This window comes from Kitasatospora sp. GAS204B, assembly GCF_029892155.1.
Classification (GTDB): Bacteria; Actinomycetota; Actinomycetes; order Streptomycetales; family Streptomycetaceae; genus Kitasatospora.
Window position 1 is genome coordinate 70,887 of record NZ_JARZAG010000021.1, and the last position, 18,892, is coordinate 89,778.

The window sequence follows — 18,892 nt, forward strand, 5'->3', positions numbered from 1 at the left end:
GGGCACTTGAAAAGGTTCGGGTACGACGATGGACATTCGATGAGCACGCGTGTCAGGCCAGGCCGTGCAGCGTCCGCTCGACCTCGGCCGCCTCCCAGGGGAGGTTCAGCTGTCGAAACCGCCCCAGCGCTTCGACCAGGCACGACCTGGCCCGATCGGTGCGGTGCAGCCTGGCGCACGCCTCGCCGAGGGTCCGCAGCAGGTGGCCTTCGAGTTTGCCCGAGGCCTGCCGGGCCAGCGGGAGGGTCTCCTCGGCCGCCTGGACGGCGGCCCGCTCGCGCCCGGCGGCGAGATGGACCAGGGCGATCAGGCTGCCGGCGGCGACGTGATAGTCCGTCAGCCCGAAGCGGCGCAGCCGCCGGTGCGCGTGCTCGGCCTCGGCGAGGGCGGGGGCCAGGTCGCCGTCCAGGTGCAGCACCTTGGCGAGGTAGAAGCGACCGAGCGCCTCGGAGCTGGAGAGCTGCCCGCCGGTGAGTTCGGCGCCGCGGGTGGCGGTGGCCCGGGCCTGCGCGAGGTGCCCGCACTCGGCCTGGTTGACGGCGAGTTCGCCGAGCGTGAGGCCTTCGGCTTCGGCGTCGCCGAGTTCGCGGAAGACCGCGGCGGCCTCCGTCAGCACGCTGATCGCCTCCTCGTGCTTCCGCAGCATCCGCGCGGTCCGGCCGAGGATTTGCAGGACCCGGGCCCGCAGCCCGCGCAACTCCCGTCCCTCGCAGAGCGGCAGAGCGCGGCCGAGTTCGGTGCCCGCCCGCGCATAGCAGGCGGTGTGCCAGAGCATGCCGCCGCGCACCGCGCGCGCCAGCGCCTCGGCACCACGCTCACCGCGGGCCAGGGCAGCGGCGGCGAGGTGCCCGGCGAGGTCGGCCACCGTGCTCGCGTAGGTGCAGCCGAAGAGGGCCGAGCCCATCGTGTCCAGCAGCGCGGCGGCCCCGGCCAGCGGCAGGCCGGGGTCCTGGCAGGCCCGGTGGATCACCGCGTGGTGCAGGGCGCTCTGCGTCAGCATCCAGGCGTTGGCCCGCTCGATCGTGTGGAAGGCCAGCCCCGGCGCGGTGGTCGTGGCCTCGATCGGGCTGCGCCGGGGCCGGCTGGCATGGTGCGCGGTCCGCTCGGCGTTGCGGGCGCTCGCCAGGCAGAAGTCGAGCAGCCGGGCGAACGCGGCGGTCACCGACCCGGGGGAGTCCTGCCGGGTGCTGCGCTGCCGGGCGAAGACCTTCACCAGGTCGTGGAAGCCGTACCGGTCGGCGGCCGGAGACTGCAGCAGGTTGAGGTCGACCAGCGTCTCCAGCAGTTCGCGGGTCCCGTCGAGGCCGTGGTCGAGCAGCGCGGCGGCGACGGGGAGCGCGAGTTCGGGTGCGTCGGGCAGCGCGAGCAGTCGCAGGGCGCGTGCCTGCGCCGCATCGAGCCGCGCGTAGGAGAGCGCGAGCACGGGCTCCACCGCGGCGGGGTGGCAGGCGAGTTCGGCGAGCCTGGTCGCCTCGTCGGCCAGGCTCGCGGCGAGCTGGCCGAGCGGCTGCGTGGGATCGGCGGCCAGGCGGGAGCCGGCCACCCGCAGCGCCAGCGGCAGCAGCCCGCAGGCGGTGGCGATCGCGGCCGCCGCCTCGGGTTCGGCCTGGATCCGGGCCCGCCCCGCGATGGCGGCGAGCAGGTCGAGCGCCTCGGACCGCTCGAGGGCGTCGAGGTGGAGGTGGTGGGCGCCCGGCAGCGCGGTCAGCCAGCCGCGGCTGGTGATCAGCACGGCGCAGGTCCTGGCACCCGGCAGCAGCGGGATCACCTGTGCGGCGTCGGCCGCGTTGTCGAGCAGGAGCAGCACCCGGCGCCCGGCCACGGTGGTGCGGTAGAGCGCGGCACGCTCGACCGGGTCGGCGGGGATCGCGCGGCCCGCCAGGCCGAGCGCGGCCAGCAGGGTGGCGAGCGCCTGGGCGGGGTCGATCGGGTCGGCCTCGGCACCTCGCAGGTCTAGGTGGAGCTGTCCGTCGGGGAAGCGCTCGCGCAGCGAGTGGGCGACGTGCAGGGCCAGCGTGGTCTTGCCGACTCCGCCGAGGCCGTTGACGGCCAGGACGGCCACGGCTGCCGGGTCCGGCCGGGAGAGCAGGGCGGTCAGCCGGGCGACCACCGTCTGGCGGCCCGTGAAGTCCCCGACACCGGCCGGCAGTTGGCGAGGCACCAGGGCCGGTGCCGAGCCAGCCGGCGCGGGGTCGGCGTGGCGGGTCCGGTCCAGCAGCGCGTCCAGGTCCGGGCAGTCCAGCCCCTCGGCGCGGTAGAACCGCCGGGCCTCGGCATGCACCGCCCGGGCCTCGGCCGGGCGGCCCGACCGGTGGAACTCCACCATCAGCAGCGCCCGGAAGCGCTCACGGAACGGGTGGGCGAAGACGGCCTGTTGGAGGTCGACGAGGCAGCAGGGGCTGTCCCCGAGCTCGACGTCCAGGCCGAGTTTGGTCTCCAGCACCGCAAGCCGGCGTTCGGCCAGGTGTCGCCGCAGCTCGGCGGCGTGCCGTCCCGGCAGGCCCGCCAGCGGCTCACCCTGGTGCAGGGCGAGCGCCTGGGCCAGCAGGTCCCGGGCTCGCGGCCGCTCGCCGGCGCCGAGGGCTTCGTCGGCCTGTGCGACCAGGAAGTCGAAGGCGTCGACGTCCACTGCCTGAGCGGGCAGGTCGAGCCGGTAGCCGCCGTCGACCGTGACGAGCAGGTGCTCGGCGGCGTACCTGCGGAACTCCCGGCGCAGCCGGTAGACATGGGTGGCCAGCACGGAACGGGGCCGGCTCGGTGGGCGGTCCTCCTCGAAGACCCCGCCGCCGAGCGCGGCGACCGTCAGCACTCGGCCGGGCCGGGCCAGCAGCATGGCGAGGAAGGCCTGTTGCTGGCGCCGTCCCAGATCCAGCGGCTGCTCGCCGTGCCAGCCGCCCAGCGGGCCCAGCAGCCGGAAGCGCAGGCCGGCCCCGCCGCTCGGCACCGGCTTCTCCCGATCGGCCGGGCCACCGCTATCCGCCACACTTCTCCCCTCCGCCGGCCGCCGGAACCAGCGCGGAGATGGACCAGGCCGGGCGGCGCACCAGCAGGTCGGCCGAGCGGCGCAGCGGACCCGGCAGGTGGTCGCAGGCGGCGGCCAGTGCTCGTGCGGCCACCGGCTCAACGTCGAGCCGCTGCGGACCGAGCACCCGGCCGAGCAGCACCTGCGCCTCCTCGGGGGTCATCCGGCCGACGCCGACGGTGTGGCCGGCCGCCGCGCCACCGGCGTCCTCACCCGGTCCGTCGACCGTGACGAGGGTGGCGCAGCCGGCTGTCGCGGGCAGCAACGGGCGGACCTGGTCCATGGCGGCGACGCCGTCGAGGACGACCAGCACCCGGCGCCCGGCCAGCAGCCGGTGGTAGAGCAGGCGGCGGTCGTCCTGGCTCACCGGCACCGCGTGCTCCTCGATGCCCAGCGCCCGCACGAACGCCGCCAGGATCCCGGGTACCGCGCCGGGGCCGGTGCCGTGCAGATCCGCGTACAGCTGCCCGTCCGGATAGCCGGCCCCGGCCAGGTGGGCGGCGTGCACCGCCAGCGCGCTCTTGCCGGCCCCGCGCGGTCCGGTCACCATGACCAGCGGTGCCGTCGGCCGAGCGGAAACGGTCAAGGCCTGCGCGATCGAGGCCAGTTGGGCCCGGCGCCCGGTGAAGTCGGCGAGATCGGAGGGCAGCTGGAAGGGCCGCCGGACCGCCCGGGCAGCCGGCACCGGGCCGCGCCGGCCGGCGAGTTCGAGGTCCAGTTCGTGGCAGCGCCGCATCGCCTCGTCCCGCCGACCGGCCAGCAGGCGGCGCTCGTGCGCCGCGAACGGCCCCGGCACCTCGTCCAGGGCCGGGCCCGACCACAGCTGCAGCGCACCGGAGAGCAGGGTCCGGGCCCGCTCCGGCTGCCAGTTCCGGCGGGCGGTGGCGGCCTCGGCGAGTGCGCCCAGGAAGGCCGTCCGGTCGACGGCCTGCGGATCCGCGTCCAGCCGGTACCCCTTGCCCTCGTGCCGCAGGACGCTCGCGCCGGCCCGCTCCGGGCCGGCACCGTCCAGCGCCTTGCGGAGCCGGTACACGTGGCCGGGCAGCGCGCCGACCCGGTCCGGCGCCTCGTCCCCCTCCTCGCCCCACACCCCCTCGACGATCTCGCCGACCGGTACGGGCCGCCCCGCGGCGGCGAGGAGCACCGCGAGCACGGCCCGGTCCCGGGCCCGGTTGATCCGCAGTTCGCGGCCCGCCCGCCAGGCCCGCAGCGGACCGAGGACGGTGAAGTGCAGCTCCGGCACGGGCTTCTCCAGCGTGCAGAGGTCGACAGCCCGTCATTCTATCGATTCGTAGACGGAGTTGGTGGAGAACGCCGACTGCCAGGCGCGCACGGTGCGGAGCGCGCCACCCCGGCGCGCGCCTACCGGCCCGTGCATCGAGTGGGGCATCCGGGGAAAGGTCATGCCGCCGTTCCCGTCAGCAGCGCGGTGGCGGCCCAGAGCCTGCCCGCGGCCTCGGTGTCGCGTGCGGCCCGGGAGGGCCGGCCGACCTTCGGATGGCCCTTGATGCCGCCCGGGCCGTCCGGGCCGATGTAGGAATTGCCCGGCAGGTCCTGAGTCGCGGCGAACAGTGTCGGCAACGCGCCGTGCTCGGGATCGTTGAGGAAGAATCGGAACTTATTGATCCGGTTGGCTGCGGAACGGCTCGCCAACGACGTGGTGGCGATCCCCGGGTGCGCGACCATGGAGCGCACCGGGCTGCCGGCCTCGGTCAACCGCCGTTGCAGCTCCAGCGAGAAGAGGAGCAGGTCGAGCTTGGAGTCGCTGTACGCGTCCATCGGCTTGTACGGCCGCCGCTCCCAGTTCAGGTCCTCCGGCCGGGCGTGCCCCATCCGATGCAACTGGGACGCGACGTGCACCACCCGGTCGGTGATGCGCGGCAGCAACAGGTTCGTCAACGCGAACGGCCCGAAGTAGTTGGTCGCGGTCTGCAGGTCCAGCCCGTCCGCCGTCCTGCTGAGCGGGACGTCCATCACACCCGCGTTGTTGACCAGCACGTCCACCTCCCCGGTCCACTCCGTCGCGAAGGCACGCACCGACTCCAGGCTCGACACGTCCAGGCGCCGCACCTCGGTGCGGCCCGTGATCCCGGCCGACGCGGCCTCGCCCTTGGCGACATCGCGCACCGCGAGCACGACCCGGGCGCCGACCCGGGCCAACTCCCGCGCGGTGACCAGGCCGATCCCGCTCGACGCACCGGTGACGATCACCGTGCGGCCCGACAGGTCCGGCAGCTCAGCCGCCGTCCACTTCGACATGAGGCTCTCCTCGATCCGTGATCGACGCGAGCCGCAAGGTCCTGGGCCCGTCGTCCGCCGCCGTGGCGGTGGACACGAGTAGACGCCGCGCCCGAGGAGGCGACAAGGACCCGCCGAGCCACTGAACGCCGGACAGTGGATACCGGACCCGGCGCCCGTCGATAGTGGAACCAGCGGCGCCGGCAACCGGCCCGCCACACGAACGGGATGAGGACATGGACCGGGACGAACTCGGGCACTTCCTGCGCAGCCGGCGCGAAGCCCTGCAACCCGAGGACGTCGGCCTGCCCGGCCGGACCCGCCGACGCACCGCCGGCCTGCGCCGCGAGGACGTGGCCGAGCTGTCGGGCATGTCGGCGGACTACTACGCCCGCCTCGAACGCGGAAACGGCCCGCAGCCCTCCGAACAGATGACCGCCGCCCTCGCCCGCGGCCTGCGACTCTCCCTCGACGAACGCGACCACCTGTTCCTGCTCGCCGGCCACCGCGCCCCGCTCCGCGCCCTGCGGGCCGAGCACGTCAGCCCCGGCCTGATGCGGGTGCTCGACCGGCTCGACGACACCCCCGCGCAGATCATGGGCGCGCTCGGCGAGACGCTCGCCCAGACCAGGCTCGCCACCGCGCTGTTCGGCGACGAGACCAAGCACACCGGCCCCACCCGAAGCGCCGTCTACCGCTGGTTCACCCACCCCGACGCCCGCCGCCTCTACCCCGCCGAGGACCACCCCCACCACAGCCGCGTCCACGTCGCCCAACTGCGGACCGTCGTCACGCAGCACGGTCCGCAGTCACCTGCCGCACAACTGGCCCACACCTTGACCGGCCTGAGCACGGAGTTCGCCGACCTCTGGAACGGCCACCAGGTCGGACTGCGTTACACGGAGCAGAAGCGGTTCATCCACCCGGAAGTCGGCCGGCTCGACCTCTACTGCCAGTTCCTGCTCGACCCGGATCGAACCCACGTGCTGCTGATCCTCACCGCCACGCCTGGCAGCGAGAGTTACGAGAAGCTCGCCCTGCTGGCGGTCCTCGGCGCGCAGCACCTCGCTCCCGGCTGACGGGTCAGCGGGCGGTGGAGCTGCTGGGCACGCGTCGGCTTTCGGTGGTCTGCGTCGTTCTGAGGGCGGTCAGCAGGACGGTGGCGGCCGTGATCAGGAGGGTGCCCTCCACGACGACGCTGATGAGGCCCAGGGGTTCGGTCCAGTTGCCCTTGTCGTCGTTGTAGTCGGGCAGACCGGGGCCTCGGGAGAGGATGAAGCCGAGCAGCGGGCCGAGGGCGACTCCCATGGCGAGCAGCCAGTCGACGGGGTAGGCGTCGCGGGGCACGCGTTGCCGGGTGCCGGCGAGGAGCAGCGCCGCGCAGAGCACGCCGGTCGCCTCCAGCAGGTAGTAGCCGATGCCGACGTAGTGCGGTGTCTTGTCGCCGGGGAAGCCTCCCTGGTCCTGGACGTGGATCCAGGACACGGCGAGGCAGAGCAGCGCGGCGACCACTCTGGGGAGTAAGCGGGCACGGTCGAGCGAGGGCATGGACATGGGAGCCTCCGGGGCATCAGGGCAGGAGCGCGTCGGTGAGCCGCCGCTGGAGGCGGACTTGACGCTGTGCCTTCAATGCTGACGAGATGTCAGCCGAGTTGCCATGTTCCTGTCCTCTGAGAACCCTCTGAATAGCGACCCGGCAGCCCTGACCCGCACCGCGCCCGCTCGGTCACTCCCGCCCGGTGGTCACCGGCCAACCGTGGTCGACGCGGCGGTGGCGAGGATGCCGGCGGTGGTCAGGCCGGCGCTGCGGGCGTGTTCCGCTTGGGCCGGGCGGCAGCGGTTCTGGTCCGGGTCGTACTCGGTCATGATCACGCCCGCGTGGTCGGAGGCGGGTGTTTCGAGGTGCGCCGACCACCCGTGGTCCCGCAGGGCGTCGCGGAATTCCTCCGAGTAGCGGCTGCTCACCAGCGCGTCCGAGGTGCCGTGGACGAGCCAGACGGGACTCGGCGCGAGAGCGGGGCGGGACAGCTCGGCCGTCGGGCTGGTGCCGGTGATCCGGGACGGCCGGTCGTAGCGGCCCGCGATGCCGACCGCGGCCGTCGGGCGCCAACCGTCGACGGCCTCGGGGGCCAGGGCGAGGCTCACCGCCGCCGAGGCCCCGGCCGACCAGCCGGCCAGCACCGTGCGGTCGGCGTCACCCCCGTGCGAGGCGGCGTGCTCGCGGACGAACCGGAGGGATTCGAGGAGGTGGCCGCGGCCGCCGTCCTCGGCGTCGGGGCGCCAGTCGGGAACGTAGACGAGCAGGCCCTGCCGGGCCGTTGCCTCGGCCAGGGGTGCCAGCACGTCCCGTTCATCGGGACCGATGCCGTGCCAGAGGAGCACGACGGGTGCCGGGCCGGCCGGCGTGGGCCGGTAGATGTCGATCGACTTGGCGCCGGGTCCGTAGGTCGAGGTGGTGACTTCGAGGTTTGCCGTCATGGCGTGTCGGTGCTCTTTCCGCTGGTGTTCTTCTGGTTCGCCCAGTCCATCAAGTGGCATCCTCGTGCGCGGCGGCGGTCGCGAAGTGGGCGGCGATGCGCAGCAGTGCGCGAACGTCGTCGTCCGGCGTGCGGACCTCGTCGCGGTCGCCCGCGTCGGCGTAGGCGGTCGGGGCCTTCGGTGATTCGTTGCGGTGGTAGGCCGTCAGCGCCCCGCGGAGTTGGTCGGCGGTGACCGCGGCGGCCAGCTCGGCGCCCCGCAGCCCGGCGCTCGTGTGACGCGTCTCGGCCGCGTGGCGCACGGATGCGTCCAGGTGGTGGCGCAAGGCCCACTGGCCGTCCCGGATCTCCACGGTGCGCCGGTACAGGTGCCAGGTGGCACCCCAGACGGGCGGGCGGTCCGCCGAGGCGTGCCGGGAGGTCTGCAGCGCGATGGTGGGCAGGGCGTCGTGCACCCGGTGCCACAGCGGTGCGAGGCGTTGGTAGTTGCGATAGGCGCTCGCCCAGGCCCGGGCCCTCGGGACGGCGTGCACGGCCAGCGTGGGAATGAAGAATCCGGTGAGTTGGAGCGTGGTGCCGCCGTCGGCGCAGAGCCAGGCGAAGTTCTCCGCCTGCGCCGACGCATGGGGGAGGCCGAAGACCGCGGTTGCGACGTCCACGAGTCGGACCGCGCTGTAGCCGAAGGTCAGCAGTGCCCCCGCGCCCACGACGCGCAGACCACGGGCGATCCATGGCTCGCCCGTGCCGCCGGCCCGCCGCCAGCAGACCACGGCGGCGATGCCCTCCCCGATGGCATAGGCACCGATGTAGAGCGTCAGGAACGCCTGATAGATGCCGCTGTGGATGTACTTGGCCGTGAAGGCCTGCGGGGAGACCGCGCCGGTGACGGGCAGCAGGAGGAACAGCGTCGCCAGTGCGGCGATGACCGCCGCCCCGGCCGCGAGGCAGAGCCGGACCGTCCTGCGGGCCTTCTCCGGCGGCAGGACCCAGTGGGCCAGCACGATGAGCTCCAGCGTCTCCAGCGCCGTGACGATGCCGAAGGAGGCCAGGATGCCGATGGCCGGGTTGCCGGTCGTGCGGCCCAGAAACGCCCAGACCGGATCGAGGGACACCAGGAAGGAGAAGCCGGAGAGACCGTACATGCCGACCAGGGCGGTCAGCGCCCGGTCCCGGCCCAGGTGTCGCGGTGGGCAGAGCAGTATCAGGAAGCCGGTGACGGCCAGGGTCAGACAGACCGGGTGCAGGAACTGCTGCATGGACCCGTGTCACCGCCTTTCGCGCAGCAACGTGTCCGCCACCGGATCGTCGCCTTGGCGGCGCGGGCCCGGGCGGTGTGCGTGGCGCTGCAGGTAGGTGCCGATCAACTCCGCCTCCTCCTCGTCGTCGTGTTCGTAACTCGTGCGGCCCAGCATCATCTTGACCACCCTCGGGTCGAGGTCGGGGACCAGCCGGTCGGCGACCGGCTTGGCCGACGGGGCCGACGGGAGGACCGGCAGACCCTGGTGGTTGCGGAGGATGTGTCCGAGCTCGTGCGCGATGATGTGGTCCTGGTGGGCGGGGCTGGTGTCCGGGTGGACGAAGATGTAGTCCGTGCTCTGCGAGCGGATCCAGAGGCCGCACAAGCCCTGCGCGATGTCCTCGGCGATGGGGAGGGTCCGGATCGGGTAACCGGAGAGGTTCTCGACGACCGGGAAGAGCTCGCGCACGCTGCTGACGCGCGGCAGGTCCAGGCCACGCACGAAGCGCCGGCAACTGCTGCGCAGGCCGCCTCTCATGGGTTCCGGTCCGTTCCTTCGTCGGCTGAGCCGGCCGGGAGCCCTTCCTGTGCGCGCAGTTGCTCGACCGTGGCGAGCACCTGCTCCATGCTCTGCGGTGACAGCCCCGCCACCCGCAGGGCGACACGCTGGACTCCGCTGTTGCGCAACTCACCGAGGAACGCCAGCTCGGCCGTGACCCTGTCGGCGGTGCTGTCGTCGAAGAAGTAGGCCGCGGGGACGCCGAAGAACCCCGCCAGCGCCTCGAGGTGCCGCCTGGTGGGGTTGTCCCGCCGCCCGGTGCGCAGCTGCCACAGATAGACGTGGGAGAGGGAGGCGCCACCGCGTTCGCGCAGCAGGTCGGCCACTTCGTGGTTGCTGTAGGGGCCTCGGTCGGGTGGGTGGACCGTCTCGAACAGCGCGTTCAGTCGCTCCTGGAGTGTCCTGGTCAAAAGAACCCCTCCCCGGTCCTCAGGATGAACGTGAGCTGACGCAGCGTACCGATCATGCGACAGTCAGCATGGTAGCCGAACGCACTGTCGCCGGGCCCGGGCCGGTGGCCCGAACCCGGCGACGGCCGGTGCCTGCCCGGGGCAGGGATCCGAGCTCAGGGACCCGAGGTCAGGTACGTCACCGTGGAGCCGCTGGAGACCTGGCCCCCGGAGCCGTTGATCACGTGGCTGATGGTGCCGCTGCCGCCGAGCGAGACGGTGACCATGTCGTGGAAGGCCGAGCCGCTGCCGGGGACCTCGATCGCCCGGTCGGCGACCACCGACGGGTTGGTGCTCATGTAGCAGTAGACGCCGAGCCCCCAGGCCTGGTGTGAGGTGACCGAGTCGGCGACCTTGTAGGAGGGGTAGCCGTTCTGCCCGCCGCCAGGGGTCCAACTCGCGTTGTCCGGGACGTCGTAGGGCATCTCGGACTGGTAGAAGTAGGTCCGGCCGCCGTTGCCGTTCCAGAGCGTCTGGTACTGCTGGTAGTGCTCGACCGCCAGGCCGTACATGGTGACGTTGTCGCCGTTGACCACCAGGCCGTTGGCGGCGGTGTTGGTGTTCCAGCCGAAGGTGCCGCCGTTGCCGTGGTCGGCCCGCCAGATCCACAGGTCGTTGCCGATGGTGTCGTTGCTGTTCACCACCAGGGATCGGGTGGCCTGGCCGGCCACGTCGCCGCCGACCCGGAAGAAGACGTCCTGGAGGCTGGTCGGGTCGGCCGCGTGCGAGGCGGTCGCGCCGGCGGGGCCGATCTGCACCAGGGAGGAGCTGTTGGTGGTGCCCGCGCTGACGATCAGTCCGGCGATGTCGATGCCGTTCACGTCGGCGGTGGTGATCGCGGTGACGCCGTTGTCGGGCACCAGGGTCGCCATGCCGAGTCCGAGCACCACGGTGTCCGGCTTGGTGATGTTCAGCGGCGCGTTGAGGTGGTAGACGCCCGGCGTGACCAGCAGGTTCTTGCCGGCGGCGAGCGCGGCGTTGATGGTGGCGGCGGTGTCACCGGCCTTCACCACGTAGAACTGGGTGATCGGGATCGTGGTGCCCGCGGTGCTGCCGCCGGTCCAGTCCGGGCCGGTGGCGTTGGTGCGCAGGGCCGGCACCATGACGTTGTAGAGGCCGGTGGAGTCCTCGTACAGGTAGGGCTTCTCCCGCACGGTCGGCGTCTGGGCCACCGTGGTGTAGGTCGGGAAGGACTGCGCGGGGGCGCCGTTGTCGCCGACGAAGACCATGTTCCAGTTGGAGCCGCCCTAGCTGCCCATCGTGCTGTCCTGGGTCAGGTACTGCTGCTGGGTACCGGAGTTGATCTGGCCGGAGACCTTCGAGTCGCCGATGAACCCGCCGGAGGACCAGTTGCTGCTGCTGTTGCCCGAGGTGTAGTCGTCCAGGGTCATGTTGCCGTGCACGTCGACCCGGCGGAACGGATCGGCCTGCGAGACGGCGTACTCCAGGGTGCCGGAGCTCGGCGTGTCGGAGAGGTTCTCCACGTCGCGCCAGAAGTTCTGGGTGGCGTTGCCGCCGGACCAGGCGGCGTCCACGTGGATGCCGCCGCCGGTCAGCGAGACGTCGTCGGGGGACGCGCCGAGGCCGGCCACCTGGGTGTAGAAGCCCACCGGCACGTCGACGTCGTAGCTGCCCGGCGTGAACAGCAGCGCGTACCGGTCGGTGCCGAACTGGTTCGACTGCTGGGAGCCGTAGACCGAGTCGATGGTCGACTGGATGCTGGCGGCGGACATCGACGGGTCGAAGATCTTGACGTTCGGTCCCAGGTCGGGATTGTTCGGGTTGGGCGGCGGGGCGCTGCCGCCGACCTGGTTCAGCGCGTAGGACTGCGCGGCCGTGCCGTTGCAGGTGTACTGCTGCAGCTGCACCGCGTCCGCGGTCGAGGCGGACGGTACGTCAAGGCAGAGCCCGCTGTAGTGGTTGACGAAGTGGTAGCCACCGCCGCTCTCGGCCACCGGCTGCCACTCCTGGCTGCTCCAGCCGCCGTTCGACCAGAGGTGGATCTGCGCGCCGCCGGCGGTCGACGGACCGGCCACGTCGATCGCCGGCTGGGCGCCGTTGGCGTTGACGATCACGTAGTAGCCGGCATCGGTCGCCGGCAGCAACTGCCACTGCTGGGCGCCGGTGCCGTTGCAGGTGTACTGCTGCACGGCGGTGCCGTTGGCGGTGGCGCCGGAAGCGGCGTCCACGCACTTGCCGCTGTTGGCGTTCACCAGGTTGTACCAGGCTGAACTGGAGACGGCGGCGTGCGCGCCCGTCGCGCCGCCCACCGTGGAGAGCGCGGCGGCGACCAGGACCGCGGCGGCCCCCGGTCCGGCCAGGCGGCGCGTCGGCCGACCGTGCTTCAGGAAGCGTTTCATGGTGACCTCTCCCGAGCGGGATTTTGTTTCTTGAAGGAAGCAGAGCCGATACCGCCGCGTCAAGGCTTCCGTTCATCCCGGTAGGTGGCCCTCGTGCTGCCTCGGGGGAGCTGCAACTATGCAGTGAATCAGATGACTTGAGGCAACGCCAGCCTACTGGACGGTCTAGTGGTCCAGACCATGTGGGGCTTCATCTTCTGCACGCGATCGGGCGGTGAACCGCGTTCCGGCAACATCGTGCGCAGGTAGGCAAGTGCGCAGGTCAGAACCGTTGCGGCGGGTCTGGGGCGGTCCGTTCTGGTGATTCATTGGGAAGGTTTCCTGTTACAAGCCTTGACGAGGTGTCATGAGCGCGCGCAGACTCCCGTTCTGCTCGGGTCGGATGAAACACCCCCGCCATCGGCCACCTACGGAGCCCCTGATGCGTTTCAAACACGGCACCGCCACGCTCGTCACGACCGTCGTCGCCTCCGCCGCCGCCTTCCTGGGCACCGCGGGCCAGGTACACGCGGCGACCGCAGCTCTTCCCGCCCACTTCGCCGCCCCCTACCTGCAGCTGAGCAGCGGCACCGCAGCCGACCTGGCGTCCGACATGAACGCCACCGGTCTGAAGAACTACACGCTCGCCTTCCTCATCCCGCAGTCCGGCTGCACCGCGCAGTGGGAGGCCGGCGGCGACCCGGTGGGCGCCTACACCTCGCAGATCAACGCGCTCAAGGCGGCCGGCGGCAGCGTCATCATCTCGTTCGGCGGCGCCCAGGGCGGCGAGCTGGCGCAGACCTGCACCTCGGTCTCCGCGCTCACCGCCGCCTACGCCAACATCGTCAACACCTACGGTGTGACCCGCCTCGACTTCGACATCGAGGGCGGCACCCTGGGCGACACCGCCGCCAACCAGCGCCGCAACCAGGCGCTCGCCGCGCTGCAGGCGCAGAATCCCTCGGTGCAGGTGGCGTACACCCTCGCGGTGGCCCCGAACGGGCTGCCGTCGCAGGAGTACGGCGTGCTGACCGACGCTCAGAGCCAGGGCGTCAACGTCAGCGCGGTCAACATCATGACCATGGACTTCGGCAACGGCGAGAACGCGCTGAACGACGCCGAGTCGGCCGCCACCGCCAGTGCCGGCCAGCTCGCCGGCCTCTACGGCATCTCCACCTCGGCCGCCTACGGCCGGCTCGGCCTGACCCCGATCGCCGGCCAGAACGACGACAACGAGTACTTCTCGCAGTCCGACGCGCAGACCCTGGAGAGCTTCGCCGCCGCCCGAGGCGTCCAGGAACTCTCCTTCTGGGAGGTCGACTACTACGACAAGCCGACCGGCTACGCCTACTCCCGGATCTTCAACCAGCTGACCGGCGGCGGACCCGGCCCGGGCCGCACCGGCCAGATCACCGGCTACGGCGGCAAGTGCGTGGACGTGGCCGGCGCCGCCACCGCCAACGGCACGGCGGTCCAGCTCTACGACTGCAACGGCACCGGGGCCCAGCAGTGGACCGTGGGTACCAACGGCACCTTGAGCGCCCTGGGCAAGTGCATGGACGTGACCGCCGCCGGCACCGCCGACGGCACCCAGGTGCAGCTGTACGACTGCAACGGCAGCGGCGCCCAGGTCTGGCAGCCCCAGTCCAACGGTGAACTGGTCAACCCAAGTTCGGGCAAGTGCCTGGACGCCACCGGCCCCAGCTCCGCCAACGGCACCCGGCTGCAGATCTGGACCTGCTACGACAGCGCCAACCAGCAGTGGACGCTGCCCAGCTGAGCCCCACCGGCACCAATCCGGGAGCAGTCCCACCGTGCCCGGGCACGGTGGGACTGCTCCCGGTGTCAGAGGAAGTAGAGGCGGCTGAGCGGCACGTCCTGCGCGGGCTCGGACCGCACCGGGGTGCCGTCGAGGGTCACCAGGCCATTGCGCGGGTCGACCTGGACGTCGCCCAGGCGGGCGTTGCGGATCAGGTCGGCCGGGCCGATGCCCCTGGTTCCCCTGACCGCCACCCGGCGCCGCCGGGTGGCCATGGCGTCGTACGGACGGCCGAACGAACCGGACTCGGCGGCGGCCCGGGCGACGAACGCGACGGACAGGTCGGCGGCCGTCGCGCCGTGCGCGCCGAACAGCGGGCCGAGGACGAGCGGTTCGCAGGCCTCGGTGGCCGCGTTCGGATCGCCCGTCACGCCGTAGGCGGGGAAGCCGGCCTTGAGGACCAGCTGGGGCTTCGCGCCGAAGAACGCGGGCCGCCAGAGCACGAGGTCGGCGAGCTTGCCGACCTCGATCGAGCCGACCTCGTGGGCGAGGCCGTGCGCGATGGCGGGGTTGATGGTGAGCTTCGCGATGTAGCGCAGGACGCGGGCGTTGTCGTCGTCGGGCCCGTCGCCCGCCATGGGACCGACATCGGCTTTCATCTTGGCCGCCACGGCGAAGGTGCGGCGGACGGTCTCGCCGGCGCGGCCCATGCCCTGCGCGTCGGAGGAGGTGATGCCGATGACCCCGAGGTCGTGCAGGACATCCTCGGCGCCCATGGTCCCGGCGCGGATCCGGTCGCGGGCCATCGCGGCGTCGCCCGGCAGGTCGGTCTTGAGCCCGTGGACGGAGACGATCATGCCGTAGTGCTCGGCGACCGCGTCCCGGCCGTAGGGGAGGGTGGGGTTGGTGGAGGAGCCGATGATGTTCGGGACCCCGGCCATCTTGAGGACGTTGGGGACGTGTCCGCCGCCGCAGCCTTCGATGTGGAAGGCGTGGATGGTGCGGCCTTCGAGGACGGCCAGGGTGTCCTCGACCGAGAGGCACTCGTTGGGGCCGTCGGTGTGCAGGGCGACCTGGACGTCGTGTTCCTCGGCGACGCGCAGTGCGGTGTCGAGGGCGCGGGTGTGGGCGCCCATGTCCTCGTGCACCTTGAAGCCGCAGGCGCCGCCCTCGGCCAGCGCCTCGACCAGCGGCTCCGGGTCGGAGGACGAACCCCGGCCCAGGAAACCGATGTTGACGGGCCAGGCGTCGAAGGCGTTGAAGGCGTGGCGCAGCGCCCAGGGGGAGTTGACGCCGACGCCCCAGGCGGGGCCGATCTCCTGGCCGATGATCGTGGTGACACCGGAGGCGAGCGAGGCCTCCATGATGCGCGGGGACATCAGGTGCACGTGGGTGTCGACGGCGCCGGCGGTGGCGATCAGGCCCTCGCCGGAGACGATCGTGGTGCCGGTACCGACCACCACGTCGACCCCTTGAAGCGTGTCCGGGTTGCCGGCCCGGCCGATCGCGGCGATCCGGCCCTCGCGGATCCCGATGGAGGTCTTGCGGATGCCCTGGATCGCGTCGATCACCAGCACGTTGCTGATGACCACGTCACAGGTCTCGCGGACGGCCGCGGCCTTGAGGTGCAGTCCGTCGCGGGCGGTCTTGCCGAAGCCGACCAGGAACTCCTCGCCCGGCAGCTGCGAGTCGGACTCGACCCGGACCACCAGGCCCGAGTCGCCGAGGCGCACCCGGTCACCGGCTCTCGGGCCGTGCACGGCGGCGTACTCGTGGGGTTCGATCGTCGTGCTCACCGCTCGCCCTCCAACTCGTCGGTCAGGGCTCCGAGGTAGCCGCACGCGGCGGCTCTGCGCAGTGCTTGCTGCTTGGCGCCCGGTGCGTCCAGCGGGCCGTCGACCAGCCCGGCGAAGCCGATCGCGACGCGGGCACCGCCGATCGGGACGAGTCCGACCTCGATCACCGCGCCCGGGTCGAAGCGCACGGACGAGCCGGCCGGGACGGCGAGCCGCATGCCGTAGGCGGTGGGGCGGTCGAAGTCGAGCCGGGGGTTGGCCTCGAAGAAGTGGAAGTGGGACGTCACGCTCACCGGCACCGTCGCGGTGTTGCGGACCGTCAGAGTGTGGACCGGCTGCGGCAGGTACGCCGTGTCGGTGCCGGATATCACGGCACCGGGCGCGGCCTCGCCCAGGCTCCCGCCGCCGAACGGGTCGGGGACCACCGCCAGCCGGGTGCCGTCGGCGAACACCGCCTCGACGTTGACCTCGGTGACGAGGTCCGGCACGCCCGGCAGGACGTCCTGCGGCCCGAGCACGCAGCGGGCGCGCTCGATCGCCTCGGCCAGGCGCACGCCGTCCCGGGCCGCCTCGCAGACGGTGTCCGCGATCAGCGCGGTGGCTTCGGGCACGTTGAGCAGCAGCCCGCGCAGGCGGCGGGCGCGGGCCAGTTCGGCGGCTGTGAAGATCAGCAGCCGGTCGCGCTCGGTCGGGGTCAGCCGCACGGCGTCACCCGGCCGGCTGGTCGTGGGTGGAGCAGTGGATGCCGCCGCCACCACCGGCGATGGTGTCGATCTGGAGCGGGACGATCTCGCGGTTCGGGAAGTGCTCCTTCATCAGCCCCTGCGCGTGCTCGTCGGCCTTCGGGTCGCCGAACAGCGGCAGGTAGACGCCCTTGTCACCGATGTAGAAGTTCAGGTACGAGGAGACGAAGGCCTCGCCGCGGCCGGTGATCAGGTCGGGGTCCGGCTGCTGGAGGTCGATGACCGTCAGCGGTTTGCCGGTCGCGTCGGTGGCGCCCGCGAGGACGGTCCGGGCCTGGTCGGCCGAGCGCGACCAGACGTCCGCCGGCATGCCGGGGAAGGCCTGGTCCAGGAACACGACACCGGGGCCCGCGAATCGGGCGAGGCAGTCCACGTGCGCGTCGGTGATGTCCTGGCCGCGTACGCCGGCCAGCCAGATCACCTTGGTCACGCCCAGGGCCGCCTTGAGGTCCGCCTCGATCTGGTCACGGCTCTTGCCGGGGTTGCGGTTGTCGTTGACCACCGAGCTCTCGGTGACCAGCAGGGTGCCCTGGCCGTCGCTCTCGAACGAGCCGCCCTCGGCGACGACCGGGGTGCCGATCCGGTCCAGGCCGTACTTGGCCAGGACTGCGCGGGCGACGCCGGCGTCGTTCGCGTGCTGCTGCTTGCCGCCCCAGCCGCTGAAGTTGAAGTCGGCGCCCTTCACCTTTCCGGCCTCCTCGACGAACACCGGCACGGTGTCGCGGGCCCACAGGTCGTCCACCGGGGTCGAGAAGATCTCGATGTCCGAGCCGCAGGCGTTCTGCGCCGAAGCCTCCTGGCCGGGCCGCACCAGCAGGACGACCGGCTCGCGGCTCCCGATCGCCCGCGCCACACCTGCGATGTCCTTGCGGACGGCGTCGAGCTGCCCACCCCAGATCTCCTGCGACGCGGGCCACGCCATGAACGTGCGCGCGTGCTTCTCCCACTCGGCGCCGAGCCGGCGTCCGGCCGTCGCGCTGGTCGAACTGCCGGGCTGGACAAGCCCGTTGGAGGCTGGCGTGCCGGGTCCGGCCGAGCCGTCGGGCCCGGTGCAGGCCGCGGCGCCGAGCGCGACGACGCCGGCACCGGCGAGGGACCGCAGCACGGTACGGCGGGAAAGGGCGGACAGGGCCACGTGGTTCTCCGGGGATCGGGGGGCGGGTGCCGGGTGCCGTACTGGCTTACGGGAGCGGTTCCTGCATGGTCGAGCAGTGGATGCCGCCACCGCCTGCCATCAGGCGGTCGACATCGAGCTGGACGACGGCACGGCCGGGGAAGGCCGCCTCCAAGGTCCGCTTGGCGGCCGCGTCCTTGTAGTCGTCGCCGAACTGGGCGGCGATGACGGCGCCGTTGACGACGTGGAAGTTGAGGTACGAGTCGACGAAGTCGGAGCGCCGCGAGCGGACGCTGTCCGGCCCCTCGACGCGGACGACTTCCAGCCGTCGTCCCCGCGCGTCGGTCTCCGCGGTCAGGATGTCGAACTGCTCGCGCGCATCCCGCGCCCAGGCGTCCTTGCGGCCGTCCGGTGGCAGCTGGACCAGCACCAGACCAGGGCGGACGAAGCGGGAGGTGACGTCGATGTGGTCGTCGGTGATGTCCTTGCCCTTGATGCCGGGCACCCAGATCATCCTGTCCGCGCCATACACATCGAGGACGGCCGCCTCGACCTCGTCGCGGCTCCAGCCGCGGTTGCGGTTCTTGTTGACCAGGCTGCTCTCGGTCGCCATGACCGTGCCGGCACCGTCGGTCTCGATGCCGCCGCCCTCACCGACGAAGTCGGCGCGGATGAAGGGCAGGCCGGTCAGGCGGGCGACGCTCCCGGCGACGTGGGCGTCGTCGGCGTGGACCTGCTTCCTGCCCCAGCCGTTGAAGTTCAGCCCGATCGCCTGCAGTCCGCCGCGACCGTCACGCCGGAAGACCGGGGCGATGTCGCGCATCCACAGGTCGTCCGTCGGGATCGAGCCGATCACGGAGACGCTCGGGCCGCAGGCGTGCTGGGCCTGGGAGACCGAGTAGTCGTCCGGTGCGCACAGGACCACGGGCTCGTAGCGCGCGATCGTGCGGGCGATCAGCGCGATGTCCTCCTGCACTCCGCGCAGTTGACGTCCCCAGACCGACTTGCGCGACGGCCAGGACATCCACGTCCGGGCGTGCGGCACGTCGTCCCTGGGCACCTGGGGGCGCAGAAGCGAGTCTTTCATGGGCCCCACTCTGACACTGACTGAAAATTCAGTCAAGCATCGGGCCGCGTGTCTGCGCCCGGATCGGACGCC

Annotated in this window: 14 protein-coding genes and 1 pseudogene; 2 read left to right on the forward strand and 13 right to left on the reverse strand. The window is 72.2% G+C overall.

Going from position 1 to position 18,892, the window contains the following annotated elements; genetic code table 11:
- Positions 1–52: 52 nt before the first annotated feature.
- The 3 genes from P3T41_RS25865 to P3T41_RS25875 all read right to left on the reverse strand — a co-directional run bounded on the left by P3T41_RS25865 (position 53) and on the right by P3T41_RS25875 (position 5,281).
- Entirely contained in the window at positions 53–2,983 is a 2,931-nt protein-coding gene (locus P3T41_RS25865) for a BTAD domain-containing putative transcriptional regulator (protein ID WP_280692807.1), read from the reverse strand.
- Positions 2,973–4,265 carry a BTAD domain-containing putative transcriptional regulator gene (locus P3T41_RS25870; RefSeq protein ID WP_280692808.1) on the reverse strand — a complete coding sequence of 431 codons (1,293 nt, stop codon included), beginning with the start codon at positions 4,263–4,265 and terminating at the stop codon, positions 2,973–2,975. The genes P3T41_RS25865 and P3T41_RS25870 overlap by 11 nt, the downstream gene beginning before the upstream one ends.
- A gap of 158 nt (positions 4,266–4,423) precedes the next feature.
- Positions 4,424–5,281: an oxidoreductase gene (locus P3T41_RS25875; RefSeq protein WP_280692810.1), complete on the reverse strand. Its 858-nt coding sequence runs from the start codon at positions 5,279–5,281 to the stop codon at positions 4,424–4,426.
- A gap of 215 nt (positions 5,282–5,496) precedes the next feature.
- On the opposite strand from P3T41_RS25875, the gene P3T41_RS25880 reads away from it, so the two are divergent.
- Entirely contained in the window at positions 5,497–6,339 is an 843-nt protein-coding gene (locus P3T41_RS25880) for a helix-turn-helix transcriptional regulator (RefSeq protein WP_280692812.1), read from the forward strand.
- Positions 6,340–6,343: 4 nt separating this feature from the next.
- Here the strand turns inward: P3T41_RS25880 and P3T41_RS25885 are convergent, their stop codons facing one another.
- The 6 genes and pseudogenes from P3T41_RS25885 to P3T41_RS25910 form a co-directional block, all read right to left on the reverse strand.
- On the reverse strand, positions 6,344–6,814 hold the full coding sequence (locus P3T41_RS25885) for a hypothetical protein (protein WP_280692815.1): 471 nt from the start codon (positions 6,812–6,814) through the stop codon (positions 6,344–6,346).
- 189 nt (positions 6,815–7,003) lie between these two features.
- Complete coding sequence (locus tag P3T41_RS25890; protein WP_280692817.1) at positions 7,004–7,738, reverse strand: carboxylesterase family protein; 735 nt, start codon at positions 7,736–7,738, stop codon at positions 7,004–7,006.
- 49 nt (positions 7,739–7,787) lie between these two features.
- Positions 7,788–8,993 carry an MAB_1171c family putative transporter gene (locus P3T41_RS25895; RefSeq protein ID WP_280692819.1) on the reverse strand — a complete coding sequence of 402 codons (1,206 nt, stop codon included), beginning with the start codon at positions 8,991–8,993 and terminating at the stop codon, positions 7,788–7,790.
- Positions 8,994–9,002: 9 nt separating this feature from the next.
- Positions 9,003–9,512, reverse strand: a complete 510-nt coding sequence (locus P3T41_RS25900) for an ImmA/IrrE family metallo-endopeptidase (RefSeq protein ID WP_280692821.1) — start codon at positions 9,510–9,512, stop codon at positions 9,003–9,005.
- Positions 9,509–9,943 carry an XRE family transcriptional regulator gene (locus P3T41_RS25905; RefSeq protein ID WP_280692823.1) on the reverse strand — a complete coding sequence of 145 codons (435 nt, stop codon included), beginning with the start codon at positions 9,941–9,943 and terminating at the stop codon, positions 9,509–9,511. Before P3T41_RS25905 ends, P3T41_RS25900 begins: the two co-directional genes overlap by 4 nt.
- 155 nt (positions 9,944–10,098) lie before the next feature.
- Positions 10,099–12,342, reverse strand: a pseudogene (locus P3T41_RS25910) (RICIN domain-containing protein).
- Positions 12,343–12,763: 421 nt separating this feature from the next.
- On the opposite strand from P3T41_RS25910, the gene P3T41_RS25915 reads away from it, so the two are divergent.
- Positions 12,764–14,101, forward strand: coding sequence for a ricin-type beta-trefoil lectin domain protein (locus P3T41_RS25915; protein WP_280692824.1), 1,338 nt, complete (start codon positions 12,764–12,766; stop codon positions 14,099–14,101).
- A 65-nt stretch (positions 14,102–14,166) separates the two neighbouring features.
- Here the strand turns inward: P3T41_RS25915 and P3T41_RS25920 are convergent, their stop codons facing one another.
- From P3T41_RS25920 to P3T41_RS25935, 4 genes are read right to left on the reverse strand one after another with little or no spacing between them, the layout of a single operon-like run.
- Positions 14,167–15,876, reverse strand: a complete 1,710-nt coding sequence (locus P3T41_RS25920) for an urease subunit alpha (protein WP_280692826.1) — start codon at positions 15,874–15,876, stop codon at positions 14,167–14,169.
- Complete coding sequence (gene ureA, locus P3T41_RS25925; protein ID WP_280692828.1) at positions 15,873–16,580, reverse strand: urease subunit gamma; 708 nt, start codon at positions 16,578–16,580, stop codon at positions 15,873–15,875. Before ureA ends, P3T41_RS25920 begins: the two co-directional genes overlap by 4 nt.
- 4 nt (positions 16,581–16,584) lie before the next feature.
- On the reverse strand, positions 16,585–17,748 hold the full coding sequence (locus P3T41_RS25930) for an agmatine deiminase family protein (protein ID WP_280692955.1): 1,164 nt from the start codon (positions 17,746–17,748) through the stop codon (positions 16,585–16,587).
- A 52-nt stretch (positions 17,749–17,800) separates the two neighbouring features.
- Positions 17,801–18,820 (reverse strand): agmatine deiminase family protein, encoded by a 1,020-nt coding sequence (locus P3T41_RS25935; RefSeq protein ID WP_280692829.1) that lies wholly within the window; start codon positions 18,818–18,820, stop codon positions 17,801–17,803.
- Positions 18,821–18,892 lie beyond the last annotated feature (72 nt).